Raw genomic sequence first — 18,177 nt, forward strand, 5'->3', positions numbered from 1 at the left:
CCTGCGACCCTCGCCGCAACGACCGCGTAACCATCGTTCGGCAATGTCGAACACTACCGGTCCATGTCGACTCCCCGCCAATGGGCGGTCGACACCTGTTACATCACATGTGGCGGATCGGTCATCTCGTCCGTCGCACACGTGACCCGTCTGTGACGGTCGAGCGGCCGACCGGCCCCGCACATGATCCGTCCTCCGCGGATCCGCGCCTCACCCGTCCGCCACATGGACGCCCTGCCCATCCGTGCCCGCTCCCGGTTAGGCTGGCGCGGTGCGTCCGTGCCCGGACCGGTTCCGGGAAGCCGCATAGCCGACAGCCGTCGCATCCAAGGGAGCCCTTCATGGCCTCGTCGCCGCCGTCCCCTTCCGCCGACAGCCGGACCCGTGTGTCCGCGCTCCGAGAGGCGCTCGCCACCCGTGTGGTGGTCGCCGACGGAGCCATGGGCACCATGCTCCAGGCGCAGGACCCCACTCTCGAGGACTTCGAGAACCTCGAAGGCTGCAACGAGATCCTCAACATCACCCGTCCCGACATCGTCCGCTCGGTCCACGAGGCGTACTTCGCCGTGGGCGTGGACTGCGTCGAGACGAACACCTTCGGGGCCAACACGGCGGCCATGGCGGAGTACGACATCGCCGACCGCGTCCACGAGCTGTCCGAGGCCGGCGCCCGCATCGCCCGCGAGGTCGCCGACGCGCACACCGCCGCGGACGGGCGGCAGCGCTGGGTGCTCGGCTCCATCGGCCCCGGCACCAAGCTGCCCACCCTCGGCCATGTGCCGTACGTCACCATCCGGGACGGCTTCCAGCAGAACGCCGAGGGGCTCCTCGCCGGCGGCGCCGACGCCCTCATCGTCGAGACCACCCAGGACCTCCTGCAGACCAAGGCCTCCGTCCTCGGCGCCCGGCGCGCCATGGAGGCCCTGGGCGCCGAGGTCCCCCTGCTGGTCTCCATGGCCTTCGAGACCACCGGCACCATGCTGCTCGGCTCCGAGATCGGCGCCGCGCTCACCGCGCTGGAGCCGCTCGGCATCGACATGATCGGCCTGAACTGCTCGACCGGCCCCGCCGAGATGAGCGAGCACCTGCGCTACCTCACCCGGCACTCCCGCATCCCGCTGCTGTGCATGCCGAACGCCGGTCTGCCGGTCCTCACCAAGGACGGCGCCCACTTCCCGCTCGGCCCCGAGGGCCTGGCCGAGGCCCAGGAGAACTTCGTCCGGGACTACGGCCTCTCGCTCATCGGCGGCTGCTGCGGCACCACGCCCGAGCACCTGCGCCAGGTGGTGGAGAAGGTCCGCGGCGTCACCCCGCCCGAGCGCAGCCCGCGTCCCGAGCCCGGGGCCGCCTCCCTCTACCAGACCGTGCCCTTCCGCCAGGACACCTCGTACCTGGCGATCGGCGAGCGCACCAACGCCAACGGCTCCAAGAAGTTCCGCGAGGCCATGCTGGCGGCCCGCTGGGACGACTGCGTGGAGATGGCGCGCGAGCAGATCCGCGAGGGCGCCCACATGCTGGACCTCTGCGTGGACTATGTCGGCCGCGACGGCGTCGCCGACATGGAGGAGCTGGCCGGCCGCTTCGCCACCGCCTCCACCCTGCCGATCGTCCTCGACTCCACCGAGGTCCCCGTCATCCGGGCCGGTCTGGAGAAGCTCGGCGGCCGCGCGGTCATCAACTCCGTCAACTACGAGGACGGCGACGGCCCGGAGTCCCGCTTCGCCAAGGTCACCGCGCTCGCCCGCGAGCACGGCGCCGCGCTGATCGCGCTGACCATCGACGAGGAGGGCCAGGCCCGCACCCCGGAGAAGAAGGTCGAGATCGCCGAACGGCTCATCGACGACCTGACCGGGAACTGGGGCATCCACGAGTCGGACATCCTCATCGACACCCTGACCTTCACCATCTGTACCGGTCAGGAGGAGTCCCGGGGGGACGGCATCGCCACCATCGAGGCGATCCGCGAGCTCAAGCGCCGCCACCCGGACGTCCAGACCACCCTCGGTCTGTCCAACATCTCCTTCGGCCTCAACCCGGCCGCCCGCATCCTGCTGAACTCCGTCTTCCTCGACGAGTGCGTCAAGGCGGGCCTGGACTCGGCGATCGTGCACGCCTCGAAGATCCTGCCGATCGCCCGGTTCAGCGAGGAGGAGGTGCAGACCGCCCTCGACCTCGTCCACGACCGCCGCGCCGAGGGCTACGACCCCCTCCAGAAGCTCATGCAGCTCTTCGAGGGCGCCACCGCCAAGTCCCTGAAGGCCGGCAAGGCCGAGGAACTGGCCGCCCTCCCGCTGGAGGAACGCCTCAAGCGCCGCATCATCGACGGCGAGAAGAACGGCCTGGAGGCCGACCTCGACGAGGCGCTGACCACCCGCGCCGCCCTGGACATCGTCAACGAGACCCTCCTGGACGGCATGAAGGTCGTCGGCGAGCTGTTCGGCTCCGGCCAGATGCAGCTGCCGTTCGTCCTGCAGTCCGCCGAGGTCATGAAGACGGCCGTCGCCCACCTCGAACCGCACATGGAGAAGTCGGACGCCGAGGGCAAGGGCACGATCGTGCTGGCGACCGTCCGGGGCGACGTCCACGACATCGGCAAGAACCTCGTCGACATCATCCTGTCGAACAACGGCTACAACGTCGTCAACCTGGGCATCAAGCAGCCCGTCTCCGCGATCCTGGAGGCCGCCGACGAGCACCGGGCCGACGTCATCGGCATGTCCGGCCTGCTGGTCAAGTCCACGGTGATCATGAAGGAGAACCTGGAGGAGCTCAACCAGCGCGGACTGGCGGCCTCCTACCCGGTCATCCTCGGCGGCGCCGCCCTCACCCGCGCCTACGTCGAGCAGGACCTGCACGAGCTCTACGAGGGCGAGGTCCGCTACGCCCGCGACGCCTTCGAGGGACTGCGCCTGATGGACGCCCTCATCGGCGTCAAGCGCGGGGTGCCCGGCGCCGTCCTGCCCGAGCTGAAGCAGCGCCGGGTGCGGCAGGCCGCCACGGTCCAGACCGAGGAGCGGCCCGAGGAGGGCCACGTCCGCTCCGACGTCGCCGTCGACAACCCCGTGCCCACCCCGCCGTTCTGGGACACCCGCGTCATCAAGGGCATCCAGCTCAAGGAGTACGCCGGCTGGCTCGACGAGGGCGCCCTCTTCAAGGGCCAGTGGGGTCTCAAGCAGGCCCGCACCGGCGAGGGACCCACCTACGAGGAACTGGTGGAGACCGACGGCCGCCCCCGGCTGCGCGGACTGCTCGACCGGCTCCAGACCGAGAACCTGCTCGAAGCGGCCGTGGTCTACGGCTACTTCCCGTGCGTCTCCAAGGACGACGACCTGATCATCCTGGACGACCGCGGCAACGAGCGCACCCGGTTCACCTTCCCCCGCCAGCGCCGCGGCCGCCGGCTGTGCCTGGCCGACTTCTTCCGCCCGGAGGAGTCGGGCCAGACCGACGTGGTCGGCCTCCAGGTCGTCACCGTCGGCTCCCGGATCGGCGAGCAGACCGCCAAGCTCTTCGAGGCCAACGCCTACCGCGACTACCTCGAACTGCACGGCCTGTCCGTCCAGCTCGCCGAGGCACTCGCCGAGTACTGGCACGCACGGGTCCGCTCCGAGCTGGGCTTCGCCGGCGAGGACCCGGCCGACGTCGAGGACATGTTCGCCCTCAAGTACCGGGGCGCCCGTTTCTCCCTCGGCTACGGCGCCTGCCCCGACCTGGAGGACCGCGCCAAGATCGCCGACCTGCTCCGGCCCGAGCGGATCGGCGTCCACCTCTCCGAGGAGTTCCAGCTCCACCCCGAGCAGTCCACGGACGCCATCGTGATCCACCACCCGGAGGCCAAGTACTTCAACGCGCGCTGAGGGGCGCTCCGGCACCGGGACGTGTCGTACCGGGCACATTGATCGGATAAGTCGTACACTGGTCGGTCCACAGCAGGCCGGTTCCCCGCATGGGAACCGGCCTGATCGTCCCTCAAGGAGGTGCGCCAGGATGACCAGCACGGTCCCCGCGCTCGGAACCCGTACGGCGGAAGGCTCCGCACTCCAGGCGGTGCTCCTCGACATGGACGGCACCCTGGTGGACACCGAGGGCTTCTGGTGGGACGTCGAGGTCGAGATCTTCTCCCGCCTCGGCCACACCCTCGACGACTCCTGGCGCCATGTCGTGGTCGGCGGTCCCATGACCCGCAGCGCCGGGTTCCTCATCGAGGCCACCGGCGCGGCCATCACGCTCGCCGAGGTCAGCGTCCTGCTCAACGAGGGCTTCGAGGCGCGCATCGGCGCCGGCCTGCCGCTGATGCCGGGCGCCCGGCGGCTGCTGGCCGAACTCCACGAGCAGCAGATCCCCACCGCCCTGGTCTCCGCCTCCCACCGGCGCATCATCGACCGGGTCCTGACCGTGCTGGGCCACCGGCACTTCGCCCTGTCCATCGCCGGCGACGAGGTCTCGCGCACCAAGCCGCACCCCGACCCCTATCTGCTCGCCGCCGCCGGCCTGGGCGTGGACCCGGCCAGATGCGCGGTCGTCGAGGACACCGCGACCGGCGTCGCCGCCGCGGAGGCGGCCGGCTGCCAGGTGGTCGCCGTCCCGTCCGTCGCGCCCATCGCCCCGGCCGAGCGGCGCACCGTGGTCACCTCGCTGGAAGAGGTCGACCTGGCATTTCTGCGCGGCCTGATGACGGAAATGCGCTAGCCGTTCACCCAGCGTGCCAAGGCTCCAATGGCGAAATCCCGGCGGGCATCGGTCAACGGAATTCGCAGCTGTTCAACCGGCTGAATTCCGATACCCGCCGGCCTTATGTCCCGTGTGATGTTCACCACGTGCACGGGTATCGACAACGTTGCCGACGTGTGCCGTACGCCCCCGATCGTGGGGAATCCGGGTGACCTTGTGTCCCGATTGGGGAGGCGCTGTACTAATCCTGCCGCTGTCGGGTTTTCGGTCTGTCCGCACCCGGCTCCACTGCGTGATGGGATCTCAACTCACGCTCCTGCGAACGCTCCTGTGGGCGCGGACTAATCTCGTCGCGAGAACATCGCCGCTACCCCCGTGATCCGCTTCGACACCCCAAGGACGCCGGATACACGGACTCGAACAGCTCTGGAGAACTTCGAGCATGAACCGCAAGACTTTGGTGCTGCCGGCCGTGGTCGGACTGCTCACTCCGGTGCTCGCCGCCTGCGGTGGGTCCGGCAGTGGGAGCAGCAGCAGCGACGCGATCGTCGTCGGCACCACCGACCGGTTCAGCGCCACGAAGGACGCCCCGGCGCCCCTCGACCCCGCCTACTCCTATGACGTCGGCGGCTGGAACATCCTGCGCCAGACGGTGCAGACGCTGATGTCCCAGCCCAAGGGCGAGGGCGACCCGGTCCCGGACGCGGCCGAGAGCTGCTCCTTCACCGACAGCGGCAGCGAGCGCTACGCCTGCAAGCTGCGCGAGGGCCTCAAGTTCTCCAGCGGCGACGACGTCACCGCCGCGGACGTCAAGTACTCCATCGAGCGCGCTCTGCGCATCAAGTCGGACAGCGGCGTCTTCGCCCTCCTCTCGAACATCGACACCATCGAGACCCAGGGCGACCGCGAGGTCATCTTCCACCTCAAGAGCCCCGACGCCACCTTCCCGTACAAGCTGTCCACCCCGGTCGCGGGCATCGTGAACCCGAAGGACTACGAGAAGGACAAGCTGCGCGACGGCTTCTCCATCGACGGCTCCGGCCCGTACAGCTTCAAGGCCGACGTCGACAACGACACGCTCGTCTCCGCCACCTTCACCAAGAACCCGAACTACAAGGGCAGCGTGAAGGTCAACAACGAGCAGGTCGTGCTGCGCTCCTACGACGACGCCGACGCCATGGGCGAGGCGATCGACAAGGGCGACATCGACGTGATGACCCGGAGCATGTCGCCCTCGCAGATCAGCAAGCTCGACGCCGGCGACGACGCCGACGTCGACCTCGTCGAGATGCCCGGCCTGGAGATCCGCTACCTCGGCTTCAACACCGACGCGCCCACGGTCAAGTCCAAGGCCGTCCGCGAGGCGATGGCCCAGATCATCGACCGCGCCGAGCTCGTCTCCAAGGTGTACGGCTCCCAGGCCGACCCGCTGTACTCGCTGGTCCCGGCCTCGGTGACCGGCCACTCCAACTCCTTCTTCAACAAGTACGGCGACCCCAGCGTCACCAAGGCCAAGGCCCTGATGACCGCGGCCAACATCACCACCCCGGTGAAGCTGACGCTGCACTACACGACCGACCACTACGGCTCCGCCACCAAGCAGGAGTTCGAGGTCCTCAAGCAGCAGCTCAACGACAGCGGCCTGTTCGACGTGAGCATCAGCGGCACCCCCTGGTCCAAGTACCAGACCGCCGAGCGCAAGGGCGACTACGACGTCTACGGCATGGGCTGGTTCCCCGACTTCCCCGACGCCGACAACTACCTCGCGCCGTTCCTCGACAAGGACAACTTCCTCAAGTCGCCCTACCTGAACAACCGGATCATCAACACGCTGCTCCCGGAGTCCCGCCGCGAGGCCGACCGGGTCGCCGCCTCCAGCAGCCTCACCGACATCCAGGACATCGTCGCCGACGACGTCCCGATCCTGCCGCTGTGGCAGGGCAAGCAGTACATCGCCGCCCGCGACGACATCACCGGCGTCTCCTACGCCGTGACCTCCTCGTCCACGCTCCAGCTGTGGGAGCTGGGCCGCGGCTCCAGCTGACCCCCGGTCATACGACGAGGAAGGGCGCCCTCTCCGCGGAGAGGGCGCCCTTCCTCGTCGTGACCCGTACCCGTCCCTGCCGCGCCTACTGCGCGCCGGGGCGCACCAGGCCGCTCTCGTACGCGTACACCGCCGCCTGCACCCGGTCCCGCAGGCCCAGCTTGGTCAGTACGTGCCCCACATGCGTCTTCACGGTGGTCTCGCTGACGAACAGGTCCGCGGCGATCTCCGCGTTCGACAGCCCCCGCGCCACCAGCTTCAGCACCTCCACCTCGCGGTCGGTGAGCGTGTGAAGGGTGTCAGGCACCGGCTCCTCGCCGGACGGCAGATGGGTCGCGTACTTGTCGAGGAGGCGGCGCGTGATGCTCGGCGCCAGCATCGCCTCGCCGTTCGCCACCACCCGGATCGCCTGCACCAGTTCATTGGCCGGGGCGTCCTTCAGCAGGAAGCCGCTGGCGCCCGCGCGCAGCGCCTCCACCACGTACTCGTCCAGGTCGAACGTGGTCAGCACCAGCACCTTCGCCGGTCCGTCCCGGCCGGGTCCGGTGATCTGCCGGGTCGCCTCCACGCCGTCCATCCGCGGCATCCGGATGTCCATCAGCACGACGTCCGGTTGGAGGGCGCGCACCTGGTCGAGGGCCTGAAGACCGTCTCCGGCCTCGCCGACGACCGCGATGTCCTGCTCGGCCTCCAGGATCATCCGGAAGCCGGTACGCAGCAGCGGCTGGTCGTCGACCAGTAGGACGCGGATGGCCACGGTGAGTCTCCTTCGCTAGTCCGCGCCCATTCTGCCCTGCGCAGGGTCCGCAGACCCGCCCGGCCTCACCGGCAGCGGGTAGGGCGGGGGAGTGCCGCCGAACTCCGGGCAGTGCGCCTGGTGGTCGCACCAGCCGCACAGCTTCGTCGGCCGCGGGCGCCACTCGCCCGACTCCGTCGCCTCCCGGATCGCCTCCCACAGCGCGAGCAGCTTGCGCTCCACCCGCTCCAGGTCCGCGAGCACCGGGTCGTACGTCAGCACGTCACCGCTGCCGAGATAGACCAGTTGCAGCCGCCTCGGCACCACGTTCTTCAGCCGCCACACCACCAGGGCGTAGAACTTCATCTGGAACAGCGCGCCCTCGGCGTACTCCGGCCTCGGCGCCTTGCCCGTCTTGTAGTCGACGATCCGCACCTCGCCCGTGGGCGCCACGTCGACCCGGTCGATGATCCCGCGCAGCCGCAGCCCCGACTCCAGCTCGGTCTCGACGAACAGCTCCCGCTCCACCGGCTCCAGCCGGACCGGGTCCTCCAGCGTGAACCAGCGCTCCACGAGCCGCTCCGCCTCGCCGAGCCAGCGGGCCAGCCGCTCGCCCTCCGGGTCGTCCGCGAACAGCTCGCCGACCTCCGGCCGGGACTCCCGCAGCCGGTCCCACTGCCCGGGGACCATCGACTTGGCCCGCGGCGCCGTCCGCTCGGCCGCGGGGGCGTCGAAGAGCCGTTCCAGGACCGCGTGGACGAGAGTCCCTCGCGTCGCCGCCTCGCTCGGCTTCTCCGGCAGCCGGTCGATCACCCGGAACCGGTACAGCAGCGGACACTGCATGAAGTCACTGGCCCGCGAGGGCGACAGCGACGAGGGCGGGGCGGGCGTCGCCGCCCTCACCGCCGTGACCGGCACTTCCCCCTGCGCGACGGCCGCGTCCCGAGCCGGCGGGGCGTCCTCGATGCTGCTCTCCATGACCACAGACCTTACGGCCCGCCACTGACAGTCACCCAACCCGCGCGACGGCCGGGCCAACACAGGGGTGCCGGGGCGGAACGTGTGACGACGGCCGCATACCATCGACCGGAGACGACGTTTCTAGCGAGGGGACACCGTGGACGTGAGCGGCGGCAGTGGGCAGCCCCGGGCGGACGACACCATCCCGCCCGAGCCCCCCGCGGTCCCTGCGACCCCGCCCCCCGGCCCCGCCGAGGAGCGGCCCCCGGCCCCCACCGCCACCGGCCCCGAAGCTTCCGCCCCGGAAGCCGACGAGACACCGAGCCCGGCCCCCGACACCGAGCCCGGACCGGTCGACACACCCCCGGCCGCGGCGAACCCGCCCAGCGCCCCCGCCCCGGCCCCCGAACCCGACGAGGCGCCGAGCCCGACCTCCGCCCCGGCCGCCGCCGGGTCCGGGCCGGAGGGCTCCGACGAGACCCCCGGTTCCCGCCGCGATCCGGACCCCGCCCCGGCCGCCGACACCGAGCCCGGAGCGGCCGGCACACCCCCGGCCGCGGCGAACCCGCCCAGCGCCCCCGCCCCGGCCCCCGAAGCCGACGAGGCGCCGAGTCCGACCCCCGCCCCGGCCGCCGCCGGGTCCGGGCCGGAGGGCTCCGCACCGGCCCCGGGTTCCCGGCGGGACCAGGAAGCCGCTCCGGCGCCGGCCGCCGCGAAGCCGGCCGATGCGCCGGGCGGCGGCTCCGGGCCGGGTGGGACGGTGAAGGGGCAGCCACCGCGGCGGCCGAAGGAGCCCGGGGGCGGGCTGCTGATGGGCCGGCCGTTCGGCGTGCCCGTGTACGTGGCCCCCAGCTGGTTCCTCGTCGCCGTCCTGATCACCTGGGTCTTCGGCGGCCAGCTCGACCGCGTGCTGCCCGAACTCGGCGCCGCCCGCTACCTCGTCTCCCTCTTCTTCGCCGTCGCCTTCTACGCCTCCGTGCTCGTGCACGAACTGGCCCACACGGTCGCCGCGATCCGCTTCAAGCTCCCCGTCCGCCGCATCCAGCTCCAGTTCTTCGGCGGCGTCTCCGAGATCGAGAAGGAGGCCGAGACCCCCGGACGGGAGTTCGTGCTGGCCTTCGTCGGCCCCCTGCTCTCCCTCGTCCTGTCCGGCCTCTTCTACGTCGCCATGCTCCCCGTCGAGCCCGGCACGGTCCTCGGCGTCCTGTTGGCCGGCCTGATGGTCTCCAACCTCCTCGTCGCCGCCTTCAACCTCCTGCCCGGCCTGCCCCTCGACGGCGGCCGCATGCTCCGCGCCGTCGTCTGGAAGATCACCGGCAGGCCCATGAGCGGCACCGTCGCCGCCGCCTGGGTCGGCCGCGCCCTCGCCGTCCTCCTCATCGGCCTCCCGCTGCTCAACTACTGGGGCGCCTTCGGCGGCAACACCGAGAGCACCAGCGGCATGGACGCCCTCACCGACGCCCTGCTCGCCGCGATCCTCGCCGCGATCATCTGGACCGGCGCCGGCAACAGCCTGCGCATGGCCCGGCTGCGCGAACACCTCCCGGAACTGCGCGCCCGCACCCTCACCCGCCGCGCCGTCCCCGTCGAGACCGACACCCCCCTCTCCGAGGCCCTGCGCCGGGCCAACGCCGCGGGCGCCCGCGCGCTGGTCGTCGTCGACGCCGACGGCGCCCCCCTCTCCCTGGTCCGCGAGGCCGCGATCGTCGGCGTACCCGAGCACCGCCGCCCCTGGGTCGCCGTCAGCGGCCTCGCCCAGGAACTCACCGACGGCATGCGGGTCTCCGCGGAACTCGCCGGCGAGGACCTCCTCGACGTCCTGCGCGCCACCCCCGCCACCGAGTACCTGGTGGTCGAGGAGACCGGCGAGATCTACGGCGTCCTGTCGGCCGCTGACGTCGAGCGTGCCTTCGTACGGGCCATGGCCCGCCCCAGCTAGCGGCGGCCGTGGTCGGGGCCCTGCGCAAACCCCGGTAGGCTGTTCACATGTCCGAACCGACCGGTGCCGCCCGCAGGCGCGGGCCCTTCAAGGTCGGGGACCAGGTACAGCTGACCGACCCCAAGGGCCGCCACTACACGTTCACGCTCGAAGCCGGGAAGAACTTCCACACCCACAAGGGCTCCTTCCCGCACGACGAACTGATCGGCGCTCCCGAGGGCAGCGTTGTCCGCACCACCGGCAACGTCGCCTACCTCGCGCTGCGCCCCCTGCTCCCCGACTACGTCCTGTCCATGCCCCGCGGGGCAGCCGTCGTCTACCCCAAGGACGCGGGGCAGATCCTGTCCTTCGCCGACATCTTCCCCGGCGCGCGCGTCGTCGAGGCCGGCGTCGGCTCCGGCTCGCTCAGCAGCTTCCTGCTGCGCGCCATCGGCGACCAGGGCATGCTGCACAGCTACGAGCGCCGCGCGGACTTCGCCGAGATCGCCCAGCAGAACGTGGAACGCTACTTCGGCGGCCCCCACCCGGCCTGGCAGCTCACCGTCGGCGACCTCCAGGACAACCTGTCCGACACCGACGTCGACCGCGTCATCCTCGACATGCTCGCCCCCTGGGAATGCCTGGAGGCCGTCTCCAAGGCCATCGTCCCCGGCGGCATCCTCTGCTGCTACGTGGCCACCACCACGCAGCTCGCCCGGACCGTCGAGTCCATCCGCGAGATCGGCTGCTTCAACGAGCCGACCTCCTGGGAGACGATGATCCGCAACTGGCACGTCGAAGGCCTGGCCGTCCGCCCCGACCACCGGATGATCGGCCACACCGGCTTCCTGCTCACCGCCCGCCGCCTCGCCGACGGCGTCGAGCCGCCCATGCGCCGCCGCCGCCCCGCCAAGGGCGCCTACGGCGAGGACTACGACGGACCCAACGCCGACGGCGGCGCCGGCCGCTGAGCCCGCCCGCCGCCTCCTCAACGTACGAGCGCCGCCGCCCAGTTCCCCGGCCCCCGCCGGAACCGGGCGGCGGCGCTCACGTGTTGGCCCGGCGCCGGGACCGCGCGGGTCCGCCGCCCGCGGAAGCCCACCCCGCCGTTCCCTCCCGCTGTGACGTGTGGCACGATGCAGGCCATCCCACCCCCTCCCACCGGCACAGGCCTCACAGGAGACACTCCTAGTGCAGCAATCCGTGGTCCCGGAGCTCGCCCACACCGACAGCCGTCCCCTGCACTGGCTGGCCACGGCCACCGCGGTGGCCGGCGTGGTCGCGCTCTCGTCGCTCTTCCAGCCGGGCTCGGCCAAAGCCGCCCAGCCCGACGCCGGCAGCGAGACCAAGCCCACCCCCGCGGCCGCCGCGCCGCCCAGCACCACCGGCGTGGACTTCCCCCTCGACTGCGGCCCCGTGAAGGAGAAGGTCGCCAAGAAGGCCACCGGTGACCTCGACGGCGACGGCAGACCGGAGACCGTCGCGGTCGTCCACTGCGACTCCGCCATGGGCACCCCGCCCGACGGCGTCTACGTCCTCACCCAGGCCGCCGGCGCCACCCGGCCCCGTGTCGTCGCCACCCTCGTCGACCCCAAGGACCGGCTCACGGTGACCGACTTCGCCGTCGCCGCCGGGAAGGTCACCGCGACCACCCTCGGCTACTCGACGGACGACGTGCCCAGTTGCTGCCCGGACGTGAAGGCCGAGGCCGCCTGGCAGTGGAACGGCCACGCGTTCGTCCGCTCCACCCCCGCGGCCTCCCACAGCGTCTGACGCCACCGCACCACGGGTCACGGGCCACGCGGGGTGGCCGGAAAGTCACTCCGCGTCCGGCCCGTACACCTCGGTGCGGTCCGCGACCCGGCGCACGTGGATGCACTCGCCCGGACACTCCCGCGCGGAGTCCACCACGTCCGTCAGCAGCGGCAGCGGCACCGGGACCGTCGCCCCCTTCGCCTGGAGCAGCTCGTCGTCCGCGCCCTTCACATAGGCCAGACCGTCGATGTCCAGCTCGAATACCTCCGGCGCGTACTGGGCACAGATCCCGTCACCCGTACACAGATCCTGGTCGATCCAGACCTCGAGCGCCTCACCGTCGGCCAGGGCCTCCTGCTGCACGGTCATCTCTCCTGCCGTCGAAAGCGCCGGACAGCCGGACCGGGGGTCACCCGGTCCCGCCCCGGCGGGTGTTGAACGCCTTCGACCCTACCTCCGCCCCGAGCACCCCCGCGGCGCCCTCCGCCGTCCCCTCCGACCCGCCCCGCGCCCCCGCGCCCGGGGCCGCTTCCGTGCGCCCCGCGCCCGGCGCGCGCGGCGCGTCCGGCCGCGTGCGACGGCGGCACTCGGCCACCGGACCGATCGAGTTCGGCCATCCCCGGACGCACCTCGGCCATCACCCGCACCACCCGGCCGGTCGCTCTGTGTAAGGAGCGCGCGGTTGGGGCACAACCCCTGAACCGGCATCGGATCGGACAACTCCGGTCAGCCACGAAGGGTTTTGACCGCTCCGGACCCGGAACACGCCGCTTCCGAATCGCGTTGAGTGGGTATCCACCCGGCACGAGCAAGAACGTAACGGGTGACCGACGACACACCTTGACAGTCTTTGTGATCTAGGGGTTTCAATCGACACCCACCCAGGTAGGGTCTGGAAGCGTCCAGCTCCCCTTGGAGGAGGTGAGGACCGTGGCAGCCCACGACGACGACATGAACCGCGGCATCCGCCCGGGACGAGGGTCCGACGACCCGGCCGGGCAGATCGCCTACCTTGAGCAGGAGATCGCCGTCCTGCGACGTAAGCTCGCCGACTCTCCGCGACACACGAGGATTCTCGAAGAGCGGATCGTCGAGCTGCAGACGAACCTGGCCGGCGTGTCCGCCCAGAACGAGCGACTCGCGAACACCCTCCGGGAGGCCCGCGACCAGATCGTGGCCCTCAAGGAGGAGGTCGACCGGCTCGCACAGCCGCCCGCCGGCTTCGGTGTCTTCCTGCAGGCCAACGAGGACGGCACCGCGGACATCTTCACCGGCGGCCGGAAACTGCGGGTGAACGTCAGCCCAAGCGTTGACCTGGACGAGCTCAGGCGCGGCCAGGAAGTCATGCTCAACGAGGCGCTCAACGTGGTCGAGGCCATGGAGTACGAGCGCGTCGGTGACATCGTCACCCTCAAGGAGATCCTGGAGGACGGCGAGCGCGCCCTCGTGCTGGGGCACACCGACGAGGAACGGGTGGTGCGGCTCGCCGAGCCGCTGCTGGACGTCACCATCCGCCCCGGCGACGCCCTGCTCCTCGAACCCCGCTCCGGCTACGTCTACGAGGTCGTGCCCAAGAGCGAGGTCGAGGAACTCGTCCTCGAAGAGGTCCCCGACATCGGCTACGAGCAGATCGGCGGCCTCGGCAACCAGATCGAGGCCATCCGCGACGCCGTGGAGCTCCCCTACCTCTACCCGGACCTGTTCAAGGAGCACGAACTGCGCCCGCCCAAGGGCGTCCTGCTCTACGGACCGCCCGGATGCGGCAAGACGCTCATCGCCAAGGCCGTCGCCAACTCGCTGGCCAAGAAGGTCGCCGAGGTCACCGGCCAGGCCGCCGGCAAGAGCTTCTTCCTCAACATCAAGGGCCCCGAACTCCTCAACAAGTACGTCGGCGAGACCGAGCGGCAGATCCGCCTCGTCTTCCAGCGTGCGAGGGAGAAGGCCAGCGAGGGCACCCCCGTCATCGTCTTCTTCGACGAGATGGAGTCCCTCTTCCGGACCCGTGGCTCCGGTGTCAGCTCGGACGTGGAGAACACCATCGTCCCGCAGCTGCTCGCCGAGATCGACGGTGTCGAGGGCCTGGAGAACGTGGTCGTCATCGGCGCCTCCAACCGCGAGGACATGATCGACCCCGCCATCCTGCGCCCCGGCCGGCTCGACGTGAAGATCAAGATCGAGCGTCCGGACGCCGAGGCGGCCAAGGACATCTTCGCCAAGTACCTCACCGAGCGCCTCCCGCTGCACTCCGACGACCTCGGGGAGCACGGCGGCAGCAAGGCCACCACCGTCGAGAGCATGATCCAGACGGCCGTGGAACACATGTACGCGGAATCCGAGGAAAACCGCTTCCTGGAAGTCACCTACGCCAACGGCGACAAGGAAGTCCTCTACTTCAAGGACTTCAACTCCGGCGCGATGATCGAGAACATCGTCGGCCGTGCCAAGAAAATGGCGATCAAGGACTTCCTCGACCAGAAGCAGAAGGGTCTGCGCGTCTCCCACCTCCTCCAGGCCTGCGTGGACGAGTTCAAGGAGAACGAGGACCTGCCGAACACCACCAACCCCGACGACTGGGCCCGGATCTCCGGAAAGAAGGGCGAACGGATCGTGTACATCCGTACCCTCATCACCGGAAAGCAGGGCGCGGACACCGGACGCTCCATCGACACGGTGGCGAACACCGGACAGTACCTGTAAAAGGCAGGGCGGCTGCGGGTGCCCTCACCGGGTACCCGCAGCCGACTGTTTTTCCGGCCAAAACCGGGACCGAGGGCGAGCAAGGCAATGACGCAAATGATCTCCCCACCAGTGCAAAGGCGTTCTAGGCTCTTTCCTACCGCCGAGTCGCGCAGTGCGGGGACGCGCACCGCACACGCACCGGAGCGCCAGCGGTACGCGAGCGGAGCCCACGACCGAGGGCCCCGCCGGGCAAGGAGGGCCGCATGACCGTACGGCGAGTAATGGGCATCGAGACGGAGTACGGCATCTCCGTGCCCGGCCACCCCAACGCCAATGCCATGCTCACCTCGTCCCAGATCGTCAACGCCTACGCGGCGGCGATGCACCGGGCCCGACGCGCCCGCTGGGACTTCGAGGAGGAGAACCCCCTGCGGGACGCGCGGGGCTTCGACCTCGCCCGTGAGGCCGCCGACGCCAGCCAGCTCACCGACGAGGACATCGGCCTCGCCAACGTCATCCTCACCAACGGCGCCCGCCTCTACGTCGACCACGCCCACCCCGAATACAGCGCGCCCGAGGTCACCAACCCCCGCGACGCCGTCCTGTGGGACAAGGCCGGCGAGCGCATCATGGCCGAGGCCGCCGAGCGGGCCGCCCAGCTCCCCGGTGCCCAGCCGATCCACCTCTACAAGAACAACACCGACAACAAGGGCGCCTCCTACGGCACGCACGAGAACTACCTGATGAAGCGGGAGACCGCCTTCTCGGACATCGTGCGCCACCTGACACCCTTCTTCGTCTCCCGCCAGGTGGTCACCGGCGCCGGCCGCGTCGGCATCGGCCAGGACGGCCACGAGCACGGCTTCCAGCTCAGCCAGCGCGCGGACTACTTCGAGGTCGAGGTCGGCCTGGAGACGACCCTCAAGCGCCCCATCATCAACACCCGCGACGAGCCCCACGCCGACGCGGAGAAGTACCGCCGCCTCCATGTGATCATCGGCGACGCGAACCTCTCCGAGATCTCGACGTACCTCAAGCTCGGCACCACGGCGCTCGTGCTCTCGATGATCGAGGACGGCTTCATCGCGGTGGACCTGGCGGTCGACCAGCCCGTACGGACGCTGCACCAGGTATCGCACGACCCGACGCTGGGGCGCCTGGTCACCCTCCGCAGCGGCCGCACGCTCACCGCCGTCCAGCTCCAGATGGAGTACTACGAGCTGTCGCGCAAATACGTCGAGGAACGCTACGGCGCCGACGCCGACGAGCAGACCAAGGACGTCCTCGCCCGCTGGGAGGACACGCTCAACCGGCTCGAGAACGACCCCATGAGCCTCGCCGGGGAGCTCGACTGGGTCGCCAAGAAGGAGCTCATGGAGGGCTACCGGCGCCGCGACGGCCTCGACTGGGACGCCGCCAAGCTGCACCTCCTCGACCTCCAGTACGCCGACGTACGGGCCGAGAAGGGCCTCTACAACCGTCTCGCCGCCCGCGGCCGCATCAAGCGGCTCCTGGACGAGAGCGACGTCGACAAGGCCCGTACGAGCCCGCCGGAGGACACCCGGGCCTATTTCCGGGGCCGCTGTCTGGAGCAGTACGCCGACGACGTCGCCGCCGCGAGCTGGGACTCGGTGATCTTCGACCTCCCCGGCCGCGACTCCCTCCAGCGCGTCCCAACCCTGGAACCGCTACGCGGAACGCGAAATCACGTCAAGGAGCTCCTGGACCGCTGTCGGACCGCGGAAGACCTGGTCAGGGTCCTTTCCGGGGGCTGAGCGCGGACTCGGACCGAACCGGGCGGGCGGGGTCAAAATCCCGCCGCCAGGGAATCATCGAGGTGGCCCCCGTACGTTGGAGAAACTGCGGGGCCGATGTCGGACCCGGCTTGTAGGGTCTGATCATCACCGATCGGCAGGAATGCCGACCTGTCGACCATGTCGGGCGAACTGAGCGGGGTGAGGGTTATGGCAACCAAGGACACCGGCGGCGGACAGCAGAAGGCCACGCGCTCCACGGAGGAGGTCGAGGAGCAGACGGAGGAGTCGCAGGCCTCCGGCGATCTCAAGGAGCGCCACGAGAAGCTGAGCGACGACGTCGACTCGGTCCTGGACGAGATCGACGACGTCCTGGAGGAGAACGCCGAGGACTTCGTGCGGTCCTTTGTCCAGAAGGGTGGGCAGTAAGCCCATCAGTCCTTCGCATCGAAGGCGGGCGGGGGTCGCAGGTGCCGGGGGACTTGAGCGTGAGGCGCTGCGCGCGGTGCAGGGACACTGAGCCGCGCGCAGCCTTCGCGGCCGTCGGGCCGATCCCGCCTCACCGACGCCGGGCGTGACACGACGAACGCCGCCCGGTCCGGGCTCCGCTCCATCCGTCCCGATGACCCGCCCGTTCATGTGGATCACCGCCACAAGACGGGTAGGGTCCGGGGCGTACCGTGCTTCAACTGCAATTCGGCCATCGGCAAGTTGGGAGACGATCCCGACGCTGTTCGTCGGGCAGCCGCCTATCCGGAAGGAACTCCGTGGAAGCCAACACTCGTAGCACCGGGCGTCTGCCAGCTGCCTTCCTGACGCCCGGGTCCTCCTCGTTCATGGACTTTCTCGGCGAGCACCAGCCGGAGCTGCTGCCGGGCAAGCGCCAGCTGCCGCCCACGCAGGGGGTGATCGAGGCACCGCACGGGACGACGATCGTCGCGGTGACCTTCCCCGGCGGCGTGGTGCTCGCCGGTGACCGCCGGGCCACCATGGGCAACGTGATCGCCCAGCGGGACATCGAGAAGGTGTTCCCTGCGGACGAGTACTCCGCCGTCGGCATCGCCGGCACCGCCGGCCTCGCCGTCGAGATGGTCAAGCTCTTCCAGCTGGAGCTGGAGCACTTCGAGAAGGTCGAGGGCGCCCAGCTGTCGCTGGAGGGCAAGGCGAACCGGCTGTCGACGATGATCAGGTCCAACCTCGGCATGGCGATGCAGGGACTCGCCGTCGTGCCGCTGTTCGCCGGGTACGACGTGGACCGGGGCAGGGGCCGGATCTTCTCGTACGACGTGACGGGCGGCCGTTCCGAGGAGCACAACTTCGCCTCCACGGGTTCCGGCTCGATCTTCGCGCGGGGCGCGATGAAGAAGCTCTTCCGTGACGACCTGTCCGAGGAGCAGGCGACCACACTGGTGGTGCAGGCCCTGTACGACGCGGCCGACGACGACTCGGCGACGGGCGGTCCCGATGTCGCCCGCCGGATCTACCCGATCATCACCGTGATCACCGAGGACGGCTTCCGCCGGCTCACCGAGGACGAGTCCTCGCAGCTCGCCCGCGCGGTGCTGGCACGCCGTCTGGAAGAGCCGGACGGCCCGCGCGCGGCGCTGCTGTAGGGCGCGCCGGCGCTCTTGTGAAGGTGATCCCAGTGACTTCGACGGAA

Annotated in this window: 15 protein-coding genes; 12 read left to right on the forward strand and 3 right to left on the reverse strand. The window is 70.3% G+C overall.

Annotated features, from left to right (window positions below; all coding sequences use genetic code 11):
- Positions 1 to 341 precede the first annotated feature (341 nt).
- The 3 genes from metH to ACZ619_RS11445 all read left to right on the forward strand — a co-directional run bounded on the left by metH (position 342) and on the right by ACZ619_RS11445 (position 6,715).
- Positions 342 to 3,857 (forward strand): methionine synthase, encoded by a 3,516-nt coding sequence (metH, locus tag ACZ619_RS11435; protein ID WP_469597139.1) that lies wholly within the window; start codon positions 342 to 344, stop codon positions 3,855 to 3,857.
- Positions 3,858 to 3,987: 130 nt separating this feature from the next.
- The gene (locus ACZ619_RS11440) at positions 3,988 to 4,689 is read left to right on the forward strand and encodes an HAD family hydrolase (protein ID WP_469597142.1); all 702 of its coding nucleotides are present in this window, start codon (positions 3,988 to 3,990) and stop codon (positions 4,687 to 4,689) included.
- Positions 4,690 to 5,113: 424 nt separating this feature from the next.
- Complete coding sequence (locus ACZ619_RS11445) at positions 5,114 to 6,715, forward strand: ABC transporter substrate-binding protein (RefSeq protein WP_469597144.1); 1,602 nt, start codon at positions 5,114 to 5,116, stop codon at positions 6,713 to 6,715.
- Between the two features lie 85 nt (positions 6,716 to 6,800).
- Here the strand turns inward: ACZ619_RS11445 and ACZ619_RS11450 are convergent, their stop codons facing one another.
- Together ACZ619_RS11450 and ACZ619_RS11455 are read right to left on the reverse strand one after the other, a co-directional pair.
- Positions 6,801 to 7,472: a response regulator gene (locus tag ACZ619_RS11450; RefSeq protein WP_030608351.1), complete on the reverse strand. Its 672-nt coding sequence runs from the start codon at positions 7,470 to 7,472 to the stop codon at positions 6,801 to 6,803.
- A gap of 15 nt (positions 7,473 to 7,487) precedes the next feature.
- The gene (locus ACZ619_RS11455) at positions 7,488 to 8,369 is read right to left on the reverse strand and encodes a RecB family exonuclease (protein WP_469597513.1); all 882 of its coding nucleotides are present in this window, start codon (positions 8,367 to 8,369) and stop codon (positions 7,488 to 7,490) included.
- Here ACZ619_RS11455 and ACZ619_RS11460 point away from each other — a divergent pair.
- The 4 genes from ACZ619_RS11460 (at position 8,293) to ACZ619_RS11475 (ending at position 12,102) form a co-directional block, all read left to right on the forward strand.
- Positions 8,293 to 8,457, forward strand: a complete 165-nt coding sequence (locus ACZ619_RS11460) for a hypothetical protein (RefSeq protein WP_469597535.1) — start codon at positions 8,293 to 8,295, stop codon at positions 8,455 to 8,457. The two genes, ACZ619_RS11455 and ACZ619_RS11460, sit on opposite strands and share 77 nt — an antisense overlap.
- Before the next feature lie 111 nt (positions 8,458 to 8,568).
- The gene (locus tag ACZ619_RS11465) at positions 8,569 to 10,350 is read left to right on the forward strand and encodes a site-2 protease family protein (protein WP_469597146.1); all 1,782 of its coding nucleotides are present in this window, start codon (positions 8,569 to 8,571) and stop codon (positions 10,348 to 10,350) included.
- Positions 10,351 to 10,397: 47 nt separating this feature from the next.
- Positions 10,398 to 11,300 carry a tRNA (adenine-N1)-methyltransferase gene (locus ACZ619_RS11470; RefSeq protein WP_469597149.1) on the forward strand — a complete coding sequence of 301 codons (903 nt, stop codon included), beginning with the start codon at positions 10,398 to 10,400 and terminating at the stop codon, positions 11,298 to 11,300.
- A 220-nt stretch (positions 11,301 to 11,520) separates the two neighbouring features.
- On the forward strand, positions 11,521 to 12,102 hold the full coding sequence (locus tag ACZ619_RS11475) for a hypothetical protein (protein ID WP_469597152.1): 582 nt from the start codon (positions 11,521 to 11,523) through the stop codon (positions 12,100 to 12,102).
- 45 nt (positions 12,103 to 12,147) lie between these two features.
- Here ACZ619_RS11475 and ACZ619_RS11480 read toward each other — a convergent pair whose 3' ends face one another.
- The gene (locus ACZ619_RS11480; RefSeq protein WP_469597155.1) at positions 12,148 to 12,453 is read right to left on the reverse strand and encodes a ferredoxin; all 306 of its coding nucleotides are present in this window, start codon (positions 12,451 to 12,453) and stop codon (positions 12,148 to 12,150) included.
- Between the two features lie 561 nt (positions 12,454 to 13,014).
- Here ACZ619_RS11480 and arc point away from each other — a divergent pair.
- The 5 genes from arc (at position 13,015) to prcB (ending at position 18,130) form a co-directional block, all read left to right on the forward strand.
- Positions 13,015 to 14,781 (forward strand): proteasome ATPase, encoded by a 1,767-nt coding sequence (gene arc, locus ACZ619_RS11485; protein WP_469597158.1) that lies wholly within the window; start codon positions 13,015 to 13,017, stop codon positions 14,779 to 14,781.
- A gap of 245 nt (positions 14,782 to 15,026) precedes the next feature.
- On the forward strand, positions 15,027 to 16,538 hold the full coding sequence (gene dop, locus ACZ619_RS11490; RefSeq protein WP_469597161.1) for a depupylase/deamidase Dop: 1,512 nt from the start codon (positions 15,027 to 15,029) through the stop codon (positions 16,536 to 16,538).
- A 189-nt stretch (positions 16,539 to 16,727) separates the two neighbouring features.
- A complete protein-coding gene (locus tag ACZ619_RS11495) occupies positions 16,728 to 16,946 on the forward strand; it encodes a ubiquitin-like protein Pup (protein ID WP_469597164.1) in 219 nt (72 codons plus the stop codon).
- Positions 16,947 to 17,156: 210 nt separating this feature from the next.
- Entirely contained in the window at positions 17,157 to 17,333 is a 177-nt protein-coding gene (locus tag ACZ619_RS11500; RefSeq protein ID WP_469597166.1) for an endonuclease domain-containing protein, read from the forward strand.
- Positions 17,285 to 18,130, forward strand: coding sequence for a proteasome subunit beta (gene prcB / locus ACZ619_RS11505; protein ID WP_469597169.1), 846 nt, complete (start codon positions 17,285 to 17,287; stop codon positions 18,128 to 18,130). The genes ACZ619_RS11500 and prcB overlap by 49 nt, the downstream gene beginning before the upstream one ends.
- Positions 18,131 to 18,177 lie beyond the last annotated feature (47 nt).

It is taken from the genome of Streptomyces sp. NPDC104367, from assembly GCF_055583825.1.